The sequence below is a fragment of the Brevundimonas sp. UBA7838 genome (assembly GCF_002500885.1).
In the GTDB taxonomy this organism is placed as follows: Bacteria; Pseudomonadota; Alphaproteobacteria; order Caulobacterales; family Caulobacteraceae; genus Brevundimonas; species Brevundimonas vesicularis_C.
Genome location: NZ_DLTK01000093.1, coordinates 1 through 18,863 on the forward strand (window position 1 = coordinate 1; position 18,863 = coordinate 18,863).

Below are 18,863 nucleotides of genomic sequence, written 5' to 3' on the forward strand. Positions count from 1 at the left end.
GGCGGCGGCGAAGACGGCCACGGCGGCGAAGGCGGCCGTCTGGCCGGAGTGGATCAACAGGGTCTTGCACCGCGCCATCGGCGCGTTGGACAGCAGGCGTCGCATTCGGCGGCCTCTCCAGCGTCTCTACGCTCTGGAATGAAGGAAGCGGCGCCCCGACAGCGCACGGCGTTCCGTGGGAGGACGGCTTATGCCCGCGGGCTTTGGCGACTTTGGGGCTAGGGCAGGGCGGCGGATGGTCGCAGGGCGGAACCTGCCGCTCGACCGGCCAGATCAGGCGATGATGTCGGGCAGGATTCGGTCTTCCAGCTTCACGATCTCGTCCTTCAGCGCCAGCTTCTTGCGCTTCAGCCGGGCGATCATCAGCTGATCGGGAATGGCGGCCTGACCCAAGGCCTCGATCGAGGCGTCCAGGTCGGCGTGCTCCTGGCGCAGATGGTTCACCCGCGCCTGAAGCTCGGCCATTTCCTCGGTGATCGCAGGCGTGTCGTCGTTCATCGTGTCATCTCCACGCCGCTCGTCTCAGGCCGCTTATAGCCACGCTGATCTCAGGCCGGAAGGGCGTCTGCGAGCCGGATCAGAGCCGGGCGCGGTGTCACATCCGCCCACATCCGGGCGGTGGCTGCCAGGCCGTCGATGATCGGGCGGGCCGGCCCGCTGGGTTCGGGCGCCAACGCCTCCAGCGCGTCCAGCAAATGCCGCTCCGCCTCCAGCTCCAGCGCCTTTATGCGGTTGCGCATGCTCTCACGCGGGCCATCGTCGATATCGGGCACCGGCGCCTTCAGGATCCGCCGCACCGAACGTAGCGGGGCGACCACGACGCTCTCCCAGGCCCGGGCGGTGTCGCAGGCCGCCTCGATTGTCTCTTCGTCGGGCTTTCGTCCCGTCGCCGCGACCCAGGCGGACCACAGCAGCACAGGCACGTTCTGGTCGTGGCTGTCCTGCAGCGCCAGACACGCCTCGCCGACCCCCGGCGCGCCATAGGCGGCGACCGCCCAGTCCCACAGCCTCATGACTTCAGGCCTTCCCAGCGTCGCACCGCGCCCCAATCCAGGCCGAACAGATCCAGCGTCCGACCCACCGACTGATCGACCATCTCCATGATCGAGCTCGGCCGGGCGTAAAGCGCGGGCAGGGGCGGGGCGATGATCGCGCCCATTTCGGCTAAGGCCGTCATGGTGCGCAGGTGGCCCAGGTGGAACGGCGTTTCGCGCACCATCAGCACCAGCGGTCGCCGCTCTTTCAGCGTCACGTCGGCCGCCCGCGTCAGCAGGGTAGAGGTCACGCCTGTCGCGATCTCGCTCATCGTCTTGATCGAGCAGGGCGCCACGATCATGCCCAGGGTGCGGAAAGAGCCGGAGGCGATCGTCGCCCCCACGTCGCCCAGCTTGTGAACCACCGACGCCTTGGCCGTCAGTTCGTCGGGAGACAGATCGGTCTCCTGCGACAATGTGAGCAGGGCGGCCTTGGTCACGACCAGATGGCTTTCGACGCCCAAATCGTTCAGTGCGTCCAGCACCCGGGCGCCATAGACGGCGCCGGAAGCCCCTGAAATTCCGACCACCAGTCTGGCGGGCGGGTTCCGTATGGCTCCGTTCACATCATCGTCCATTTTGAGGGTCAGCCTCCTTCGGGTCCGGGGCGACGGGCTGTCACTGGAAAGTGATTACACAGCGCGCCAAACCGGGCGCTCACTCTACTGGTCCCTAACCAAAGGAGGCGCAAGCCATGACCATCGAGGCTCGTATTCGCGAACTGGGTAATCGTCATCGCACCCTGGATGAGACCATCCAGAAGGAGCTTACCCGCCCGTCCACGGATCCGTTGCAGGTCAGGGCGCTGAAGCAGAAGAAGCTTCGGCTGAAGGAAGAAATCACCAGTCTGGAGGCGCGCGCGACCTAGCGTCCGTCTCCCTGAAAACGACGACGGCCCCGGAGATCGCTCTCCGGGGCCGTTTTCGTTGCGCGAAGGCGGATCAGTCCTTGGTGCCGAACACCGATTCCGCCGTCGGCTCGGCGCCGGGACGTTGGCGGGCTTCCGGCACGAACTCGGGCTCGGCCTCGACCTGTTCGACGGGCTGAATCGTGCCGCCGCCGTTCTTCAGATCGTCCTTGGCCTTCTTGTCGGCGGCCTTCTTGACGATCTCGTCCAGGGCCAGCTGGCCGACCAGGCCCAGCGTCACCGGATCGACCGGCTTGATGTTGGCGCTGTTCCAGTGCGTGCGGTTGCGCACGCTCTCGATGGTGGACTTGGTCGTACCCAGCATCTTGGCGATCTGGGCGTCCGTCACCTCGGGGTGGTTGCGCACGAACCAGGCGATGGCGTCGGGGCGGTCCTGGCGGCGCGACACGGGCGTGTATTTCGGCGCCGGCTTTGCCGACTTCAGCAGTTCGGCGTGGCGGCTGACGATCGCCTTCATGCGATAGTTTTCGTCGCCCTGGGCCTTGTCCAGTTCTTCGCGCGTCAGCTGGCCGCCGGTGACGGGATCTACGCCACGGATGTCGCGCGCCACGTCGCCGTCGGCGATGCCGCGAACTTCCAGCGGGTGCAGGCCGCAGAAGTCGGCGATCTGCTCGAAGCTGAGAGAGGTGTTGTCGACCAGCCAGACCGCAGTGGCCTTGGGCATCAAAATGTCGCTCATGGGGCGTTCGTCCCGGTGTTGTTGAGCCGCCGAATGAGGCTTCGGCTGGCGTTGGATACGACGGCGCCCGGCCTTTCGACCGGGCGCGTATGATGCCGATATAGGCCTATTCGACACAAAAGAAAACGCTGAGCGACAATCCCATACAGCAACGGTTCATCCGCCCTGACGCAACCTTCGCGGTAATGAAGCTTTTCAGCTTCGGGAGAGGAGAACCACCATGTCCATTCTGCTTGGCGCGGCTCTGGCCGCAGCAATGGCCTCCGGCCAGGACTATGCGCAGCAACGCGTCGCCCCGCGCGGCGGCTATACCCAGTCGTGTTCGGAAGCCTATGTGAATCGCGGTCGTCTCTATGCCGATTGCCGCGATACGCGCGGCCGGATGCGCGGCACGTCGATCGAGCTGAACCGCTGCGGCGGCGAGGAGATCAACAACGACAACGGCCTGCTGGTCTGCGGGCGGTTCCGTGGCGACTATGAAGACAGCCAGCCCGGCCGTCCCGGCGGCGGCTGGGGGCCTGGCAATGGTGGGCCGGGCAACGGCGGTCCAGACTGGGGCGCTGGCGCCGGCCGCGCGCCCCAAGGCAGTTATCGCCAAAGCTGCACGGACGCCTCGGTGCGCGACGGTCGCCTGTTCGCCCGTTGCGAGGGCGGCGGTCGGGATCGTCGCGCCAGCTCGTTGGACTACAGCCGCTGCGGCCGCTTCGACATCGCGAACGAAAATGGTCTGTTGGTCTGTGGCCCGGTGCGAGGTCAGTGGGAAGGCGAAGGGGGATGGGGCGGCGGCAATGGCGGCGGCTGGGGTCGGTCCTCGATCACCGTCTATGAGAACGCCAACTTCCGCGGCGCTTCGCGTGAGTTCACCAGCGAAGACCGCAACCTGGGCCGCACCCCATTCAACGACCGCATCAGTTCGATGCGCGTCGAAGGCCGCTGGGAAGTCTGCACCGACGCCGAGTTCCGGGGACGCTGCCGCATCGTCGAAGGCGACGTCCGCTTCCTGAACGGCGGCTTCAACGACAACATTTCGTCGCTGCGCCCCGTGCGTGGCGGGCGGTACTAGACGCTCAGCACGATCTTGCCGATGTGCCCGCCGGCTTCCAGTTCAGCGTGCGCATCGGCCGCCTGTTCCAACGCGAACACCGCCTGAACCGGCGGCTTCACCTTGCCGGATGCGACCCACGGCCAGGCGGTCGCCTCGACAGCCGCGGTTAGACGCGCCTTTTCGTCCGCCGGGCGGCTGCGTAAGGTCGATCCCGTTAGGGTCAATCGCTTTAGCATGATCCGCTGCAGATCCATCTCGACCTTGGGGCCGGTCAGGGAGGCGATGACTACCCAGCGCCCGCCCGCATTCAGACTGTTCAGGTTCAGGGCGGCGTAATCGCGCCCCACCATGTCCAGAACCACATCCGCGCCGCCCGCCTCGCGGATCTGCGCTTCCAGATCATCGCTCTTGGCGTCCAGGCTGATGTCCGCGCCCAGCGCCTTGGCGGCTGCGGCCTTGTCCGCCCCGCGTGAGGTGGCGATCACCCGGGCGCCGGCCGCCTTGGCCATCTGAATGGCCGTCACGCCGATGCCGCTGGTCGCCCCGTGGATCAGCAACGTCTCGCCGGCCTTCAGCGCGCCGCCCTCGAACACATTGGCGAAGACGGTGAAGACGGTTTCCGGCAGCACGGCCGCCTGAACGAAATCCAGACCCTGGGGGATCGGCAGGACATGACGCGCATCCACCACGGCCAACTCCGCATAGCCGCCGCCGCCCAGCAGGGCGCAGACCCGGTCGCCGACCGCCCAGCGCGTGACGCCCTCTCCGACGGCCTCGATCTCGCCGGCGATTTCAAGCCCCAGAACGTCCGACGCGCCGGGGGGAGGGGGGTAGGCGCCGGTGCGTTGCAGCAGGTCCGGCCGGTTCACACCCGCCGCCCGCACCCGGATCAGCACCTGACCCGGCCTCGCCACGGGATCGGGCCGTTCGGCGATTTTCAGCGCCTCGGCCGGTCCGGAACCGCCTTCGATTTCGATCACGCGCATCGCACTCGCCTTGCATTCGTCCGTATCCGGGCGTTCAGATAGGGAACGTGGACCGCCTTGGCCATGACAGCGCGAAAGGAAGGCGACGATGTTCGAAGATCTTGAACCCCGCCCGCAACGCGGTGAACCGCTGCGGGCCCTGTCACGCGAAGATCTGGATGTTTACGCCGTCGAGGATTTGCAGGAGCGGATCGCCGCGCTTGAGGCCGAGATCACGCGCTCGCGAGCCGCGATCGAGACGAAACGCTCCAAGAAAAACGCCGCCGACGCCCTGTTCAGCTTCGGTTCGTGATCGCGAATGATCCGCTGGCATGGCATGAGCGTTGCATCTTTCGTGCGAACGGCGCCGCCAGGGGCCGATTGCAGGACGGACCCGACCTTCTCTGATGATCAATGCTCAAATGACCTCCGCTCCGTCCCCCGCTGACCGCAGCCGCACCGTTCGCGATTTCGCCCGGTCGGAGCTGTTCGATCGCACCTTCCGCGAAGGCATGGAACTGGTCGAAGAAACCGCCGCCTATCTGGACGGCGAGGGCCGTCGCGACTCCAAGATGCTGTCGCGCGCCGCCGCCCTGGCCTATGCGGCTGAGAGCATGAAGCTGACCACCCGCCTGATGCAGATCGCCTCCTGGCTCCTGGTCCAGCGCGCCGTGCGCGAAGACGACATGTCGCCGGAAACCGCCTGCGAGCCGCGCTATCGCCTGAACGAGCGCCGCATCGACGCCGAGCCCAGCCACGCCGAGTTGCCGATCGCCCTGATTGAATACCTCGTGCGATCGGAAAAGCTGTTCGACCGCACCCTGTATCTGGATCGCCGCATGTATGCCGACGATCAGGATCAGGCCCCAGAAAACCCGGTGCTCAGCCAGATGGGCATGCTCGAGGCGGCCTTCAGGGGCTGATCGCCCCCTTTACGGCCCGACGTCGTTGGCGTCCGCCCGGCCGTCGTCGATGGGCTTGGGCAGATTGACGCCGATGCCCAGCGCCTGCGCCAGCTTGTCGTCGCGCCCATAGACGTCCTCGCGGAACGCCACGCGACCCTGACCGTCCACGAAGGCGGTCCAGTACAGCAGACGTACCGAGATTTCGCGTCCGGTGGTCACGCGCGTCGTCTCGCGCGTGTCCTGGGCCGTGTCGAACTGGGCCAGCTTGGTCGGATCGGGCGACAGCAGCAGGCGCGCGAACTCCACCGCATTCTGCACCCGCACGCAGCCGTGGCTGCGCTGACGCGTGGACAGGTTGAAGGCGGCCTTCGACGGCGTGTCGTGCAGGAAGATGGCGTAGCTGTCGCGCAGCTCGAACTTGACATAGCCGAGGGCCGAACGCGGACCGGCGCGCTGGATGACCGTGCCGTCCTTCACATACATATCGTTGGCGGCCAGATACCCCGGCCCCTTGGGCAGGATTTCGCGGCGCGCGATGCCGGCCGGCACATACCAGGGCGGATTGGCCACGACAGAGGCGAACGGCTTCTCCAGACTGGGCGTCTGGTTCTCGGCCGAGCCGACCACGACGCGGTTGGAGTGAACCGGCTTGCCGTCCTTCCAATAGACCATAATGGCGGCGGCGGTGTTGACCTCGATCCGCTCGGGCGCAACCTCGCGCTTCAGCCAGCGACGGCGCTCCAGGTTCAGCGCGATCTGACGCGCACGGTCCTCGGCCGAGGCGCCCAGCGAGCGCTGGGTGCCCGCGCCGATCCGCCCGTCGGCGCCCAGTCCATGGCGGTTCTGGAAGCTTTGCACCGCACGTTGCAGTTCGGCGTTGTAAACCAGGCCCTGCGACTTCAGCCGCGCGCCGTCGGCGGCCGACAGGTCGCCTTCGGCCGTCAGGCGATCGATCAGGGCGGGGATGCGGCGATCGCTGTTGCCCGGCTCGATGGTCGCGCCCTGGGTGAAGCGGGGCCAGCCGCCCTGCGCCGCCAGACGGCGATAGCGGACATAGCCGGCCGACAGGTTCTGATAGCCGATGTCGGTGGGCGCCAGGCCCTCGTACCATTGGCCCAGCACATTGCGGGTCAGGGCGTCGCTCAAACCGCGCGGCAGGTCCACACGGTTCTTCTGCATCTCCCACAGGTCTTCGACCGTCTCGGGCCGGACCTTGCCCTCGGCCAGGACGCGGGCATAGGCCAGCGCCGCCGCCGTGGTCCGCAGGTCCGCGCTCGTCGGATCGGCCGCCAGTCCCACGAAGTCGAAATAGTCAGAGCCCGCCAGACCATGGCGATTGGCGCCGGCCGCGACGGTGTTCAAGGCCCGCACCCGGTCGGCGTTCCACACCGGCCGCCAGCCGTTCATTTCATAGAAGGCGCGCACATCCGCCTGCTGCGTCTCGGGTAGACGCGAAATCTGGTCGTTGAAGCTGTTGTAGAAGGCGGTCGCCTCCGGTCCGCGCTGCACGAAGACCTGCTGCGCGCGCGCCGCCGAGCCAAGGGTCATGGCCGCCATCGCGACGCCCAGACCCAGTTGCCGTCTATTCATAGTCTTCCGCTTCTTCGATCGCTTCGGCCAGCGTGGCCGACGCCCCTGGTACCCGAACGCCCCCACATTATCGGTGTTCCGACCAAACAAAAAGCGCCGGCCTTGCGACCGACGCTCTTGGTGTTCCGATTGCTGCGAGATGTCGCAGCCAAGACGCGCTTACTTCTTGATGAAGCCGGCGAACTTGTTGTTGAAGCGCGAGACGCGACCACCGCGGTCCATCAGCTGGGCGTTGCCGCCCGTCCAGGCCGGGTGCGTCGACGGATCGATGTCGAGGGCCAGCTTGTCGCCTTCCTTCCCGTAGGTCGAACGGGTCTGGTAGGTGCTGCCGTCGGTCATCACCACGGTGATGAAGTGGTAGTCGGGATGGGTATCCGCCTTCATGGTCGTCGTCCGGTCTCTGCGCGGTGACGATGCCGACCGTCCGTGCGCGTGAAATGAGAAACCCGCCACCAAATCCTTTTTAAGGGAAAGGCCCGGCGGGAATGAGGGGCGGCGTTTACACCGGGGGGCGTTCCGGGGCAAGAGGCGGGCGAAATGACCGATCAAGCCGCCGCCTCCGCTCCTTCCGCCAACCGCGCCTCGGGCATGGCGTCGCTGGAGGGGCGGCCCAGCGCCGGCGCCCTTCTGGCCGACCAGATGTCCGAAGCGGGCGCCAAGCGCGCCAAGCGCCGCGACATCCGCCCGCTGGCGCGACTGATTCCCTTTGCCATGCGCCACAAGGGTCATGCCCTGATGGCGGTCTTCTGGCTGCTGCTGTCCACCGCCGCCTCGCTGGGCCTGACCGCCCTGGCGCGCGGGGCCATCGATCATGGGTTTGAGGCGGGCGGCGCCAATCTGAACATCTGGTTCCTGCTGCTGGGCGCCAACGCCCTGTTCCTGGGGCTGGCGACCGCCGCACGCTACTATTTCGTCACCCGCACGGGCGAGCGCGTCATCGCCGATGTGCGGAAGGGCCTGTTCGGCCGCATCCTGACGCTGGACCCGTCCTTCTACGTCCATATGCGCACCGGCGAGGTGCTGTCGCGCCTGACCACGGACATCGCCCTGGTCGAGACGCTGATGACGACATCGATCTCGTACGCGCTCAGAAACTTCCTGACCCTGATCGGCGGCGTGGCCCTGCTGTTCTTCGTCAGCCCCAAGCTGACCGGCTTCGTCCTGCTGATCGTGCCCTTCCTCCTGGGGCCGATCTTCATCTTCGGCCGCAAGGTGCGCAAACTGACCGTCGCGTCCCAGGACCGCTTCGCCAACGCCGTCGGCTTCGCCGGCGAAAGCGTGGACGCCATTGAGACGGTCCAGGCCTTCGGTCGTGAACAGAGCGCCATCACCCGCTTCGGCGCGGCGGTCGAGGACGCCTTCAACGCTTCCCTGACGCGGATGCAGGCCCGCGCCTGGATGACCGCCCTGATCATCGTTGTCATGTTCGGCGGCGTGACCCTGGTGCTCTGGCTGGGCGCCCAGGACGTGGTGAAGGGCGCTATGACGCCTGGCGCCCTGCTTCAGTTCGTTCTGCTGTCCGTTTTCGCCGCAGGCGCCGTTGGCGCGCTCGGCGAAAGCTGGGGCGACGTGCAAAAGGCCGCCGGCGCAATGGAGCGGATCGAGGAGCTGATGCGCGCCGTCGCCGGCATCGCCCCGCCGCCCCAGGCCACGGCCCTGCCAACGCCCCCGCGTGGCGAGGTGTCGATGTCGGCCGTGGGCTTCGCCTATCCAGGCCGCCCCGACCTTCCGGCCTTGAAGGGCTTCAGCCTGACCGTGCGCCCTGGCGAGACGGTCGCTTTGGTCGGCCCGTCCGGCGCCGGCAAGTCCACGGTCTTCCGCCTGCTGCTGCGCTTCTATGATCCGCAGACCGGCATGGTCTCGGTCGACGGCGTCGATGTGCGCCAGGCCGATCCCGTCGCCGTGCGCGACCGCTTCGCCTGGGTGTCGCAGGAAACGCCGCTGTTCTCGGGCTCGGCCTTGGAGAACATCCGCTTCGGTCGCGAGAATACGACTTTGGAAGAGGCCCGCGCTGTCGCCGAAAAGGCCCAGGCGCTCGGCTTCATCGACGCCCTCCCGGAAGGGTTCGACACCCCGCTCGGCGAGCGCGGCAAGAGCCTGTCGGGCGGCCAGCGCCAGCGCCTGGCCATCGCCCGCGCCCTGGTCCGCGACGCCCCCATCCTGCTGCTGGACGAGGCCACCAGCGCCCTCGACGCCGAAAGCGAACGCCTGGTCCAGGTCGCCCTCGATCAGGCGATGGAGGAGCGCACCACCCTGGTCATCGCCCACCGCCTCGCCACCGTCCTGCGCGCCGACCGCATCGTCGTGATGGACGACGGCCGCGTGGTCGAAGAGGGCACCCACGAGCAACTCGTCGCCCAGGGCGGCCTCTACGCCCGCCTTGCCGAGCTTCAGTTCCGCAACTAGGGCGCCGTGGTCGCGCCAGATCCGGGAAGTCGCTGAATAGCGCATCGACCCCAGCTGCGGCGAAGGCTGCGGCATAGCCGGCCATATCGCCGTGCCCGGCCGGGTCGTCGCCTCTGCGTCGCTCGACCGGCAGGAAGGCGTTCTCGGCCCGCAGGGTCCAGACCACGACCTTGAGGCCCGCCGCATGGGCGTCGGCGACCAGGGTGCTCGGCGCGGTCGTGCGGCCTTCGGCGTCGCGCGGCAGAACCAGGGTCATCTCCGGCGCGACCCAGTCGGCGTAGGCGGCGATGGCCTTTAGCCCCTCGGGCGTGATCATCTGGGCATAGGTCACGTCCGCCCGGTCCGCCGGTCCGCCCTTGGCGGCCACGAGTTGAGCCAGCGGCGCATCGATCCGCGTCGCCAACCGCTCCAGCGGCCCGACCTCGAAACACTGGATGATGATCGGGGCGTCGGCGCCCGTCAGGCCCAGCCGCTCCAGTTCAGCGACGAAGCCGTCCTCCATAGGCAAACCGATCGCGGCGAAGTAGGTCGGGTGTTTCAGCTCCGGCGCCACGGCGATTGTCCGCCCGGTCCGCGCCGAGGCCTCGCGCGCGATGGCGACGACCTCGCCGAAGGTCAGGATTGGCTCTTGACCGTCATAGGCGGCGCTGCCCGGTCGAAACGCGGGCAACCGCTCCCTGGCCCTCAGGGTCTTCAACTCGGCCAAGGTGAAGTCTTCGGTAAACCAGCCGGTGGTCTCGACCCCGTCGATGGTCTTGGTCGTCCGACGGCTTGCGAACTCGGGCCGGTCGCCCACGTCCGTCGTGCCGCCGATCTCGTTCTCATGCCGATCGACGAAGACGCCATCTCTGGTCAGCACCAGATCCGGCTCGATCACGTCTGCGCCCTGTTCGATCGCCAGCTCATAGGCCGCGCGCGTATGCTCGGGCCGTTCACCGGACGCGCCACGATGGGCGATGATCAGGGGCTGGGCCAAGGCTGGCGTTCCGGTCAGAAGGACGAGGCCGCACAGGATGAAACGGATCATCCGCCTTGGGTAGGGCAGGGGCGCGACAGGCCGATGACCGTCTCCTCCCCACATGTGGGGAGGGGGACCGCGAAGCGGTGGAGGGGTTCTTGACGCCCCACCGGCCGCTGGCGATCAGGCAAGATCCCCTTCGTCACGGCGCTGACGAAGCGCCGCGCCACTTCCCCCAAGCGGGGAAGAGACAGAAGCGAGCTTCAGGAGCCCTGCAAAACCTTGCGCAGGTGCGGATGCAGTTCGGTGTTCGACGCCAGGATCGACTTGCCCGTCTTGGGATCGCCGTCGTTCTCGATGGTCGTGACCCGGCCGCCGGCCTCGGTAACGAACAGGATGCCCGCCGCCACGTCCCAGGGCTTCAGGTTGCGCTCATAATAGGCGTCGTAGCGACCGGCCGCGACCCAGGCGAAGTCCAGGGCGGCCGAGCCCAGACGGCGGATGCCGGCGACGCGCTGGCCCACCGCGTGCAGGTCCTTGATCGACTGAGCGTGACCCGACTTGCCGATGAAGGGCAAGCCGGTGGCGATCAGGCTTTCGGATAGATCACGACGGCCGGCGACGCGGATGCGCTGGTCGTTCAGATAGCAGCCCTTGCCCTTTTCGGCCCAGAACAGCTCGTTCATGACGGGGTTGTAGGTCACCCCGGCGACGATCTCGCTCGACCCGTCCGGCGCGCGGCGTTCCAGCCCCACCGTGATGGCGAAGTGGGGCATGGCGTGCATGAAGTTGGTGGTGCCGTCGATCGGATCGACGATCCAGGTGTGGGACTTGTCCGTCCCCTCGATCATGCCGCGTTCCTCGCCCAGGAAGCCATAGCCGGGGCGAGCCTTCATCAGCAGTTCGTAGAGCGTGTCTTCGGCCTTAAGGTCGGCGGCTGTGACGAAATCGCCGGGGCCCTTCCTCGACACCTGAAGCTGGGAGACTTCGCCGAAGTCGCGCAGCATCGGGCGGGCGGTCTTGCGCACCGCATCGGTCATGACTTGGAGCAGGGCGGAGGCGAGGGCCATCGGGGAATCTCCTGGTCCGAAAGTCCTTCAAAGCCGCAGCCGGACAGTCGGAGAAGTTCAGAAAGGAACGGCCCCGCGAGGGGCCGCTTTAGCATGGTGGTCTGTTAGTCCGCGCGGCGGACGTATTCGCCGCTGGTCGTGTCGACGACGATACGCTCGCCGGCCGACATATAGGGCGGGATCATGATGCGCACGCCGTTCGACGCCAGCGCGGGCTTGTAGGACGACGAGGCGGTCTGGCCCTTCACGGTCGGCTCGGTCTCGGCGACTTCCAGCACGACCTGATCGGGCAGTTCCAGGCCGATCGGACGCTCTTCGTGCATCTCGATGACGACCTTCATGCCTTCTTGCAGATAGGGGATACGCTCTTCGCCGACCCAGTCCTTTTGCAGTTCGATCTGCTCGTAAGTGGTGTCGTCCATGAAGACCAGGCTGTCGCCGTTGTCGAACAGATAGGAGAAATCCTTCTGTTCCAGCGTCACGCGCTCGACCTTGTCTTCCGACCGGAAGCGTTCGTTCAGCTTGTTGCCGGTCTCCAGGTTCTTGGCCTCGACGTTGGCGAAGGCGCCGCCCTTGCCGGGCTTCACGTGGCTGGCCTTGGTGACGACCCACAGGCCGCCATTGTGCTGCAGGACCATGCCGGGCTTGATGGTGTTGCCGTTGATCTTCATGGGGTCACATCGGAAATGGAGTTGCGCCCTCGCTCCGTTCGGGGCGAGGCGAATAGGGCGCGATCCCTAGAGGAAGCCCCGATAAAGGGCAAGGCGACGCAACCTAATGCAGGGTGCGTCCGCCCGACGCGTCGTCGGCCTTGCGGTGCAGGAAGTTTCCGAACCGCACGCCTGATCCTAGCGGCGCCGCCATCTTGCCGGCCCCCTCGTCCAGCTTGCGCGCCTCGTGAGCGAAGGCGGCGGCCAGACCGGCCGACGACATGGCGGCGACCACCTGACGCGCCATTGAGGACGGACGCAGGCCAAGCCAGACGGCGTTCACCGTCTGGGCCGCGACCCATAGGCCCATGGCGCGGGTCCGTTCCTTTTGCGGAGGCGCGTTCCAGACGCGCACGGCAGACAGAGTCGTCGCCGAAAACACCGCCGGCAGGATCAGGCTGAAGGCTCCCTTGGGCTTTTCGGTGATCGGCAGGTCCTTGTCGCGCACCTGTTTCAGGTTGCGACGGGGCTTCAACGCGCCCGACGCGATGGTGTGGGCCAACAGGGCGAAGCCGACGGTCAGGGCGATCCCGGCGACCACATGGCCGGCGCTGCGGCCCTCGCTGTTCAGCAAGTCCATGGCGGCGTCGCGCACGTCGTCGATGGCGTCGTCGATATCGGTCATGGTCCGCTCCAGCTTGGCCCTGACAGGCTAATGGCCGGAGCGGATTGGAGTTCCGTCAGAAGGCAGAGCTTAGTTGCCGGTCGCCGCGCCGTCGGTGACGATCTCTTTCATCGCCGATTGCAGATAGTTCTGCGCGCCCATCAGCTCGATCAGCTTGTGCTGGTTTTCCAGGAAGTCGATGTGCTCTTCGGTGTCGGCCAGGATCTTCATCAGCAGGTCACGGCTGACGTAGTCGCGGGTTTCCTCGCACTGGGTCACGGCGGCGGCGGTCGTCGCGCGGCTGTCCAGTTCCAGTTGCAGGTCGGCGCCCAGGCATTCGATCGGATCTTCGCCGACCTTCAGCTTGTGCAGGTCTTGCAGATTGGGCAGTCCGTCCAGGAAGAGGATGCGTTTGATCAACATGTCGGCGTGCTTCATTTCGCCGATGGATTCTTCGTAGATCACATTGCCCAGGTGCGCGAGGCCCCAGCTTTCGAACATGCGGGCATGCAGGAAATACTGATTCACGGCCGTCAGCTCGTTGGTCAGCACTGCGTTCAGCGTGCGCAGGATTGCGGGGTCGCCCTTCATGGCCATGATCCTTGGTCTCGCCACGGCGCTATCGCCGTCTGTCGAGCGCAGCCATAACACAGTAAAACGGGCTTTGTTTATTTGCGAGTTTTTATCACTACATTGAGAGTGCGAGTGACTGTCGCCCGCAAGCGAAGCAAACTATTCGGCTGCGAGTGCGAACGCTTCGCGGCTTTCCTGAATCATCTGGAGCATCTCGCAGACGCATTTGGCGCACTGGGCCTGGCACTGGTTGCGCGCGAAGATGTCGCGCGGACGGCAGGCGCCGGCCTCGATGGCCTGGGCGACATCACGCTGGCGAAGACCGTTACAGTTGCAGACGTACACGAGGCGCTACACGTTTCACTGGCTGAGAATGGTTCGCTATAGCAGTCCTTAAGGCGATTGCAAGTCGTTCGCATGGCTCAGCTGGCGGTGGCCCGTTGACGGATCGTCGCGGGGGCAGGCAATGACGGACATGGCCCGAACACCGACTGTCCCCGAGCGTCCGCCCTGCCGGCTGTATCTGATCACGCCGCCTGTGATCGCCGACCTGAATGCCTTTGCGCAGACCTTGGATCAGGCCTTGGCCGCCGGCGATGTCGCGGCCTTGCAGATCCGGCTGAAGCCCGCCGACGACGCCGCCATCCGCACGGCGGTCGAGGTGTTGGCTCCCATTGCGCGGCGTCATGATGTCGCGGTCCTGCTGAACGACAGGCCCGATCTGGCGCGGACCACCGGCTGCGACGGCGTTCACATCGGTCAGCAAGACGGCTCGCTGGCCGAGGCGCGGCGTATCATGGGCCCGGGCGCCATGATCGGCGTCACCTGCCACGACGACCGCGACCTGGCCTGGGACGCCGCAGAGGGCGGCGCCGACTACGTCGCCTTCGGCGCCTTCTATCCCACCGACACAAAGGAAACGGTCCATCGCCCGCCCTTGGACATCCTGTCGGTGTGGCAAGAAACGGTCGAGACGCCCTGCGTCGCCATCGGTGGGATCACGGTCGACAACGCCGCCGAGTTGGCGCAGGCCGGCGCCGACTTCGTGGCGGTCAGTGGCGGGGTCTGGAACTATCCCGACGGCCCGGCCGAGGCCGTCAGGCGTTTCAATGAAAAATTGAGGCCCTGACTTCAGGGGATATTAGGAACCGGCTGATCCTATGCCGACCTCTGATTGGTCGGAACCTGTCCATGATCCTGAGCCGCGCGCTCAATGTCGATGATCCCCCCAGCGCGCCCATAAAGGGCGTGATGGCGGCTGGCCATCGGCCCGTACCCGTCGGCGCCGAAGGTCCGGACGGTTCCGGTCCCCTGATCCCGGTGCTGACAGGCGTTGCGGTCGCCATCCTGGTCGCCGTGGCTGTGGCGTATGGCCGCTCGGCCGGGCTGGTCGCCGGCCTGTGGGGCGCCAGCGGCGTCGCGGTCGCCGTCTGGCTGCGCACCAGCCGTGGTCACGCCAGCGACCTTACCTTCGCCGGCGTCCTGACCGTCAGCATCCTGATCGGCGAGATCATCGCCGGCAACAAGCCGCCGCTGGCCCTGGCCTTCACCATCGCCAACATGATCGAGATCGCGGCGGCCGTTCTGCTGGCGCGCCGCTTCTCGCCCACGCTCAATCTGTCCAGCCTGAATGGCGCGGTCAGCTTCCTGTTCTTCGCGGCGGTCCTGGCGCCGATTCCCGCCGCCCTGTGCAGCACCCTGATCCTGTCGCTGATGGGCCAGGGCGACATCGTCTGGCAGGGCTTCCAGACCTGGTGGCTCGGCCACACCCTGGGCATCGCCGTGCTGGGGTCGCTGGGCATGTCGCTGACGCCTGCGATGTTCGCGCGTCTGCTGAAACCCCGGAAGCTGTTGGAAGCCGTCGTTCTGATCGGTCTGGTGCCCGTCTTCTACTATGTCGCCTTCACGGGCGACGTGCCGATGGGCTTCGTCCTGCTCCCGCTTCTGCTCGGCATCGCGGTCCGACTTGGCGTCGCCGGCGCGGCCTTCACCCTGGTCGTGATGAGCATCCTGTTGGTCGGCAGCGCCATGATCGGTCATGGCCCCTATGCCCAGGGCGACCTGACCCACCAGGTTCTGATGGCCCAGATGCTGGTGCTGATCGGCTATATGCCCGTCCTGCTGGTGGCCTCGCTGCTGGAAGAGCGCGATCTTCTGGCGGAACGTGCGCGCGTTGGTCGCGAACGCGCCGAAAAGGCCTCGGAGGCCAAGTCCCGCCTGCTCGCCAACGTCGCCCACGAGATCAAGAGCCCCGTCGCCGGCATCATCGGCATCGGCGATCTGTGGCGACAGGGCCATCTCGGGCCGGTCTCGGCCCAGCAGGCCGAGATGTCCGACATGCTGGTCAAGACCGCGCGGCAGGTCGAGACCCTGGCCCATGATCTGCTGGACGTGGCGCGGGCCGAGTCCGGGGCGGTCCGGGTCGATCTGCGCCCGACCGACATTCCGGGCCTGCTGGAAGACGTGCGCCGCACGTGCCTGCTGTGGCCCGACGCCGACCGGGTCGCCGTCGAGGTGATGTGCGAGGGCGATGGCTTGATTGCGGTCGCGGACTCCCAGCGTCTGGCCCAGATCATCACCAACCTGACCAGCAATGCGCTGAAATACGGCGGATCCGGCGGCCGCGTTATCCTGCGCGCGCTTCGTCAGGATGACTGCGTCCGCATCGAGGTCAGCGATTTCGGCCCCGGCCTCTCGCTTCAGAAGCAGGCGCAGCTGTTCGAACCCTTCAACCGCCTGGGCCTTGAGCGTTCGACGGTCGAGGGGCACGGCGTCGGCCTGGCCCTGGCCAAGCGATTGGTCGAGTTGCAGGGCGGCTCGATCGGCGTGATCTCGGCGCCGGGCGAGGGCGCCACCTTCTGGGTCTTGCTGCCCAAGGCGTGAGGTCGCGCTTGCGGTCGCGCTTCGGCCGCGCGATGGTCCGGCCATGCCCATGATCGCCCTTGCCGCCGCCCTCGTGATTTCCGGACAGACGACGACGCCCCCGCCGCAACGTCCCGGTTCCAACCTGACGCGGGACTTGAACAGCGCCCCGCCTTCCGCGACCCCGCCCGCCGCCTCCACGGCAACTCCGGCCCCGACCCAGGCCCCGGCCCGGGCGACGAGCCAGGCCTTGCCTCCAATCGGCCAGACCCCCGCGGCATCGCCGCGTCCGGCGCCCGCCGCGTCATCCGCACCGCGCACGACCCAGGCCCAGCCGCCCATCGGCCAAAGCCCGGCGGCCACGACGCGCCCGGCGACCGCGACACGTCCGCAAACGCCAGCCCCGACCACAACGGCGCCTCAACCGACCGCGCCTCAACCGACAACGACCGCGCCTGCCGCAACCCCGCCGGCCGCCGCACCCGCCCCGGCGGCCTTGAACGCCGCCGCCATCGCCGCTCTGCCGTTCAGCATCCAACTGCCCCCCGGCCTGACCATCACCCCGGCGCGCGCGGGCGCGACCGCCAGCATCTATCGCGTCCAGCGCGGCGACCAGACCCTGCTGATGATCTACGCCGGCCCGTCGTCGCAGTTTCCGATCTATGACGGCGAGACGGTCCGCGCCGGCGGCCGCGCCTCGGTCGTCGTCACCGAAGGCAGCCGCCGTCTGGCGATGGAGCACCTGTTCCAGCGCGCCACGGATCCCAAGGAGATCCACGTCTGGATCGCCAGCGTCGAGGGCGCGGACCGGGACCTGGCCGAACGGATCGGCCAGTCCATCGACGTCAAATAGGGTTCAGCCCTCGGACCAGACGGCCATTTCGGTGCCGGCCGGATCGGCGAAGTGGAAGCGGCGACCGCCGGGGAAACTGTAGATCGGTTTCACGATCCGGCCGCCGGCCGTCTCGACCTTGGCCAGCATGGCTTCCAGATCGTGGGCGTACAGAATGGGAAGCGGGGTCTTGGTCTGATCGGCCTGATCGGCGTCGAACCCGCCGTCCAGACCCTGATCGAAGGCGGCATAGGTCGGACCGTAATCCACGAAGGTCCAGCCGAATGCCTGGCTGTAGAATTGCTTGGTCGCGGGCAGGTTGGCGGCGGGGAGTTCTAGGTAGTCCAGCTTTCCGTCTTCACGCACGGTTGATCTCCTGAGTTGGGCGCCACCGGTCCCTTGTCTTGCACGCGCCCTCGACATGCGCAAACCTGCAAACGGTTCGCAGTTGCAGGAATCGAGCGATGATCGTGATGACGACAGGCCTGTCGGCCCTGATGGCCCTGATGCGGTGCGAGGCGCGTCCGGTCGAGCCGCCGCCGAGGCGCGACACCGATCGCGCAAACCCGCGTCCGCCCCGACCCAGGCCCTGATCAGCCGACCTGGGCGCGATGCCTCAGATGCGCGTCGGCCAGCACGCAGGCGGCCATGGCCTCGACCACCGGTACGGCGCGCAGGGCGACGCATGGGTCGTGACGGCCCTTGGTGCGCAGGTCCGTCTCTTCGCCGTCGCGGGTGATCGTCTGGCGCAGGGTCAGGATGGAGGAGGTCGGCTTGAACGCTACCCGCGCGGTCACCGGCTGGCCCGTCGAAATCCCGCCCAGCACGCCGCCAGCCTTGTTCGACAGGAAGACCGGCTGCTTGTTCAGGTCCAGCCGCATCTCGTCGGCGTTCTGTTCTCCGGTCAGTTCGGCGGCCTCGAAGCCGGCGCCGATCTCGACGCCCTTGGCCGCGTTGATCGACATCAGGGCCGCCGCCAGCTCACCGTCCAGCTTGCCGTACAATGGCGCGCCCCAACCCGCCGGAACGCCCGTGACCTCCAGCGCGACGATGGCCCCGACCGACGATCCCGCCTTGCGGATGCCGTCCAGATAGGCCTCCCAGTCGCCCACGACCTCGGTCGAGGCGGCGAACAGGGGATTGCCGTGGACGGCGTCGAAGTCGATCTGGTCCGGTGCGATCCGGTGCGGGCCGATCTGCACCACGCCGGCCCTGATCTTAACGCCGTCGCCCAGCACCTTGCGCGCTACGGCCCCGGCCGCCACCCGGCTGGCGGTCTCGCGCGCCGAGGATCGACCGCCGCCCCGATGGTCGCGCACCCCGTATTTGACCTGATAGGGATAGTCGGCGTGCCCCGGCCGATAGGCGCGGGCGATCTCGCCATAGTCCTTTGACCGCTGGTCCTCGTTCTCGATCAGGATTGAGATCGGCGTGCCCGTCGTCACCGGCCCGTCGCCGTCGTCGAACACGCCCGACAGTATCCGCGCCGTGTCGCTTTCCTTGCGCTGGGTCACGAAACGGCTGCCGCCCGGCTTCCGCTGGTCCAGCCACGGCTGAAGGTCCGCCTCGGTCAGCGGGATCATCGGCGGGCATCCGTCAACGACGCAGCCGATCGCCGGCCCGTGGGATTCACCGAAGGTGGTAACGCGGAGGAGTTGTCCGAAGGTATTCAATGCCGTTGTGCTCTTGCGGTTGCTCTTGC

The 18,863-nt window shown here is 67.1% G+C and carries 22 protein-coding genes and 1 pseudogene; 8 read left to right on the plus strand and 15 right to left on the minus strand.

Going from position 1 to position 18,863, the window contains the following annotated elements; all coding sequences use genetic code 11:
• Nucleotides 1–273: 273 nt before the first annotated feature.
• From B3T77_RS07890 to B3T77_RS07900, 3 genes are read right to left on the minus strand one after another with little or no spacing between them, the layout of a single operon-like run.
• Nucleotides 274–498, minus strand: a complete 225-nt coding sequence (locus tag B3T77_RS07890; protein ID WP_017505991.1) for a YdcH family protein — start codon at nucleotides 496–498, stop codon at nucleotides 274–276.
• 50 nt (nucleotides 499–548) lie between these two features.
• The gene (locus B3T77_RS07895) at nucleotides 549–1,013 is read right to left on the minus strand and encodes a TIGR02444 family protein (RefSeq protein WP_174085664.1); all 465 of its coding nucleotides are present in this window, start codon (nucleotides 1,011–1,013) and stop codon (nucleotides 549–551) included.
• Nucleotides 1,010–1,612, minus strand: a complete 603-nt coding sequence (locus tag B3T77_RS07900) for a UbiX family flavin prenyltransferase (protein WP_017505993.1) — start codon at nucleotides 1,610–1,612, stop codon at nucleotides 1,010–1,012. The genes B3T77_RS07895 and B3T77_RS07900 overlap by 4 nt, the downstream gene beginning before the upstream one ends.
• A gap of 116 nt (nucleotides 1,613–1,728) precedes the next feature.
• On the opposite strand from B3T77_RS07900, the gene B3T77_RS07905 reads away from it, so the two are divergent.
• Nucleotides 1,729–1,902 carry a YdcH family protein gene (locus tag B3T77_RS07905; protein ID WP_017505994.1) on the plus strand — a complete coding sequence of 58 codons (174 nt, stop codon included), beginning with the start codon at nucleotides 1,729–1,731 and terminating at the stop codon, nucleotides 1,900–1,902.
• A gap of 73 nt (nucleotides 1,903–1,975) precedes the next feature.
• On the opposite strand, the gene B3T77_RS07910 is transcribed toward B3T77_RS07905, so the two are convergent.
• Nucleotides 1,976–2,641 carry a DUF1013 domain-containing protein gene (locus B3T77_RS07910; protein WP_039245300.1) on the minus strand — a complete coding sequence of 222 codons (666 nt, stop codon included), beginning with the start codon at nucleotides 2,639–2,641 and terminating at the stop codon, nucleotides 1,976–1,978.
• A 220-nt stretch (nucleotides 2,642–2,861) separates the two neighbouring features.
• Here B3T77_RS07910 and B3T77_RS07915 point away from each other — a divergent pair, with 220 nt between their 5' ends.
• The gene (locus tag B3T77_RS07915) at nucleotides 2,862–3,704 is read left to right on the plus strand and encodes a beta/gamma crystallin-related protein (protein ID WP_292078676.1); all 843 of its coding nucleotides are present in this window, start codon (nucleotides 2,862–2,864) and stop codon (nucleotides 3,702–3,704) included.
• On the opposite strand, the gene B3T77_RS07920 is transcribed toward B3T77_RS07915, so the two are convergent.
• Entirely contained in the window at nucleotides 3,701–4,672 is a 972-nt protein-coding gene (locus tag B3T77_RS07920) for an NAD(P)H-quinone oxidoreductase (protein WP_292078677.1), read from the minus strand. The two genes, B3T77_RS07915 and B3T77_RS07920, sit on opposite strands and share 4 nt — an antisense overlap.
• An 88-nt stretch (nucleotides 4,673–4,760) precedes the next feature.
• Here B3T77_RS07920 and B3T77_RS07925 point away from each other — a divergent pair, with 88 nt between their 5' ends.
• Entirely contained in the window at nucleotides 4,761–4,964 is a 204-nt protein-coding gene (locus tag B3T77_RS07925; protein WP_292078679.1) for a DUF1192 domain-containing protein, read from the plus strand.
• Between the two features lie 109 nt (nucleotides 4,965–5,073).
• Entirely contained in the window at nucleotides 5,074–5,574 is a 501-nt protein-coding gene (locus B3T77_RS07930) for a DUF1465 family protein (protein WP_055754989.1), read from the plus strand.
• A 9-nt stretch (nucleotides 5,575–5,583) separates the two neighbouring features.
• On the opposite strand, the gene B3T77_RS07935 is transcribed toward B3T77_RS07930, so the two are convergent.
• Nucleotides 5,584–7,146 (minus strand): L,D-transpeptidase family protein, encoded by a 1,563-nt coding sequence (locus B3T77_RS07935; RefSeq protein ID WP_292078682.1) that lies wholly within the window; start codon nucleotides 7,144–7,146, stop codon nucleotides 5,584–5,586.
• 159 nt (nucleotides 7,147–7,305) lie between these two features.
• A complete protein-coding gene (gene rpmE, locus B3T77_RS07940) occupies nucleotides 7,306–7,530 on the minus strand; it encodes a 50S ribosomal protein L31 (protein ID WP_017506001.1) in 225 nt (74 codons plus the stop codon).
• 153 nt (nucleotides 7,531–7,683) lie between these two features.
• Between rpmE and B3T77_RS07945 the strand changes: the two genes are divergently transcribed.
• Nucleotides 7,684–9,552, plus strand: coding sequence for an ABC transporter transmembrane domain-containing protein (locus B3T77_RS07945; RefSeq protein WP_292078686.1), 1,869 nt, complete (start codon nucleotides 7,684–7,686; stop codon nucleotides 9,550–9,552).
• A 4-nt stretch (nucleotides 9,553–9,556) separates the two neighbouring features.
• Here the strand turns inward: B3T77_RS07945 and B3T77_RS07950 are convergent.
• The 6 genes and pseudogenes from B3T77_RS07950 to B3T77_RS07975 all read right to left on the minus strand — a co-directional run.
• Nucleotides 9,557–10,579 (minus strand): annotated as a pseudogene (locus B3T77_RS07950) (glycerophosphodiester phosphodiesterase); the annotation flags it as partial.
• Between the two features lie 194 nt (nucleotides 10,580–10,773).
• The gene (locus B3T77_RS07955) at nucleotides 10,774–11,580 is read right to left on the minus strand and encodes an inositol monophosphatase family protein (protein WP_017504555.1); all 807 of its coding nucleotides are present in this window, start codon (nucleotides 11,578–11,580) and stop codon (nucleotides 10,774–10,776) included.
• 104 nt (nucleotides 11,581–11,684) lie between these two features.
• Nucleotides 11,685–12,251: an elongation factor P gene (gene efp, locus B3T77_RS07960; protein WP_055754985.1), complete on the minus strand. Its 567-nt coding sequence runs from the start codon at nucleotides 12,249–12,251 to the stop codon at nucleotides 11,685–11,687.
• A 103-nt stretch (nucleotides 12,252–12,354) separates the two neighbouring features.
• The gene (locus B3T77_RS07965; RefSeq protein ID WP_055754984.1) at nucleotides 12,355–12,915 is read right to left on the minus strand and encodes a tryptophan-rich sensory protein; all 561 of its coding nucleotides are present in this window, start codon (nucleotides 12,913–12,915) and stop codon (nucleotides 12,355–12,357) included.
• 69 nt (nucleotides 12,916–12,984) lie between these two features.
• On the minus strand, nucleotides 12,985–13,485 hold the full coding sequence (gene bfr / locus B3T77_RS07970; protein WP_026108332.1) for a bacterioferritin: 501 nt from the start codon (nucleotides 13,483–13,485) through the stop codon (nucleotides 12,985–12,987).
• 141 nt (nucleotides 13,486–13,626) lie between these two features.
• Nucleotides 13,627–13,812 (minus strand): (2Fe-2S)-binding protein, encoded by a 186-nt coding sequence (locus B3T77_RS07975; RefSeq protein WP_292078690.1) that lies wholly within the window; start codon nucleotides 13,810–13,812, stop codon nucleotides 13,627–13,629.
• Between the two features lie 130 nt (nucleotides 13,813–13,942).
• Here B3T77_RS07975 and thiE point away from each other — a divergent pair, with 130 nt between their 5' ends.
• The 3 genes from thiE (at nucleotide 13,943) to B3T77_RS07990 (ending at nucleotide 17,182) form a co-directional block, all read left to right on the plus strand.
• The gene (thiE, locus tag B3T77_RS07980) at nucleotides 13,943–14,596 is read left to right on the plus strand and encodes a thiamine phosphate synthase (RefSeq protein ID WP_292078692.1); all 654 of its coding nucleotides are present in this window, start codon (nucleotides 13,943–13,945) and stop codon (nucleotides 14,594–14,596) included.
• Between the two features lie 62 nt (nucleotides 14,597–14,658).
• Nucleotides 14,659–16,350 carry a sensor histidine kinase gene (locus B3T77_RS07985; RefSeq protein ID WP_292078694.1) on the plus strand — a complete coding sequence of 564 codons (1,692 nt, stop codon included), beginning with the start codon at nucleotides 14,659–14,661 and terminating at the stop codon, nucleotides 16,348–16,350.
• Nucleotides 16,351–16,825: 475 nt separating this feature from the next.
• On the plus strand, nucleotides 16,826–17,182 hold the full coding sequence (locus tag B3T77_RS07990; protein WP_292078696.1) for a hypothetical protein: 357 nt from the start codon (nucleotides 16,826–16,828) through the stop codon (nucleotides 17,180–17,182).
• Between the two features lie 3 nt (nucleotides 17,183–17,185).
• Here the strand turns inward: B3T77_RS07990 and B3T77_RS07995 are convergent, their stop codons facing one another.
• Nucleotides 17,186–17,527 carry a VOC family protein gene (locus tag B3T77_RS07995; RefSeq protein WP_292078699.1) on the minus strand — a complete coding sequence of 114 codons (342 nt, stop codon included), beginning with the start codon at nucleotides 17,525–17,527 and terminating at the stop codon, nucleotides 17,186–17,188.
• A gap of 227 nt (nucleotides 17,528–17,754) precedes the next feature.
• On the minus strand, nucleotides 17,755–18,834 hold the full coding sequence (gene aroC, locus B3T77_RS08000) for a chorismate synthase (RefSeq protein ID WP_292078700.1): 1,080 nt from the start codon (nucleotides 18,832–18,834) through the stop codon (nucleotides 17,755–17,757).
• Nucleotides 18,835–18,863 lie beyond the last annotated feature (29 nt).

What these genes read in the sequence shown, in the direction of transcription:
- B3T77_RS07920 (WP_292078677.1), bottom strand. Translation starts at nt 4,672, where the DNA reads ATGCGCGTGATCGAAATCGAAGGCGGTTCCGGACCGGCCGAGGCGCTG.
- rpmE (WP_017506001.1), bottom strand. Translation starts at nt 7,530, where the DNA reads ATGAAGGCGGATACCCATCCCGACTACCACTTCATCACCGTGGTGATG.
- B3T77_RS07945 (WP_292078686.1), top strand. Translation starts at nt 7,684, where the DNA reads ATGACCGATCAAGCCGCCGCCTCCGCTCCTTCCGCCAACCGCGCCTCG.
- B3T77_RS07890 (WP_017505991.1), bottom strand. Translation starts at nt 498, where the DNA reads ATGAACGACGACACGCCTGCGATCACCGAGGAAATGGCCGAGCTTCAG.
- B3T77_RS07905 (WP_017505994.1), top strand. Translation starts at nt 1,729, where the DNA reads ATGACCATCGAGGCTCGTATTCGCGAACTGGGTAATCGTCATCGCACC.
- B3T77_RS07925 (WP_292078679.1), top strand. Translation starts at nt 4,761, where the DNA reads ATGTTCGAAGATCTTGAACCCCGCCCGCAACGCGGTGAACCGCTGCGG.
- B3T77_RS07915 (WP_292078676.1), top strand. Translation starts at nt 2,862, where the DNA reads ATGTCCATTCTGCTTGGCGCGGCTCTGGCCGCAGCAATGGCCTCCGGC.
- B3T77_RS07910 (WP_039245300.1), bottom strand. Translation starts at nt 2,641, where the DNA reads ATGAGCGACATTTTGATGCCCAAGGCCACTGCGGTCTGGCTGGTCGAC.
- B3T77_RS07895 (WP_174085664.1), bottom strand. Translation starts at nt 1,013, where the DNA reads ATGAGGCTGTGGGACTGGGCGGTCGCCGCCTATGGCGCGCCGGGGGTC.
- thiE (WP_292078692.1), top strand. Translation starts at nt 13,943, where the DNA reads ATGGCCCGAACACCGACTGTCCCCGAGCGTCCGCCCTGCCGGCTGTAT.
- B3T77_RS07900 (WP_017505993.1), bottom strand. Translation starts at nt 1,612, where the DNA reads ATGGACGATGATGTGAACGGAGCCATACGGAACCCGCCCGCCAGACTG.
- efp (WP_055754985.1), bottom strand. Translation starts at nt 12,251, where the DNA reads ATGAAGATCAACGGCAACACCATCAAGCCCGGCATGGTCCTGCAGCAC.
- B3T77_RS07955 (WP_017504555.1), bottom strand. Translation starts at nt 11,580, where the DNA reads ATGGCCCTCGCCTCCGCCCTGCTCCAAGTCATGACCGATGCGGTGCGC.
- B3T77_RS07965 (WP_055754984.1), bottom strand. Translation starts at nt 12,915, where the DNA reads ATGACCGATATCGACGACGCCATCGACGACGTGCGCGACGCCGCCATG.
- B3T77_RS07985 (WP_292078694.1), top strand. Translation starts at nt 14,659, where the DNA reads ATGATCCTGAGCCGCGCGCTCAATGTCGATGATCCCCCCAGCGCGCCC.
- B3T77_RS07930 (WP_055754989.1), top strand. Translation starts at nt 5,074, where the DNA reads ATGACCTCCGCTCCGTCCCCCGCTGACCGCAGCCGCACCGTTCGCGAT.
- bfr (WP_026108332.1), bottom strand. Translation starts at nt 13,485, where the DNA reads ATGAAGGGCGACCCCGCAATCCTGCGCACGCTGAACGCAGTGCTGACC.
- B3T77_RS07935 (WP_292078682.1), bottom strand. Translation starts at nt 7,146, where the DNA reads ATGAATAGACGGCAACTGGGTCTGGGCGTCGCGATGGCGGCCATGACC.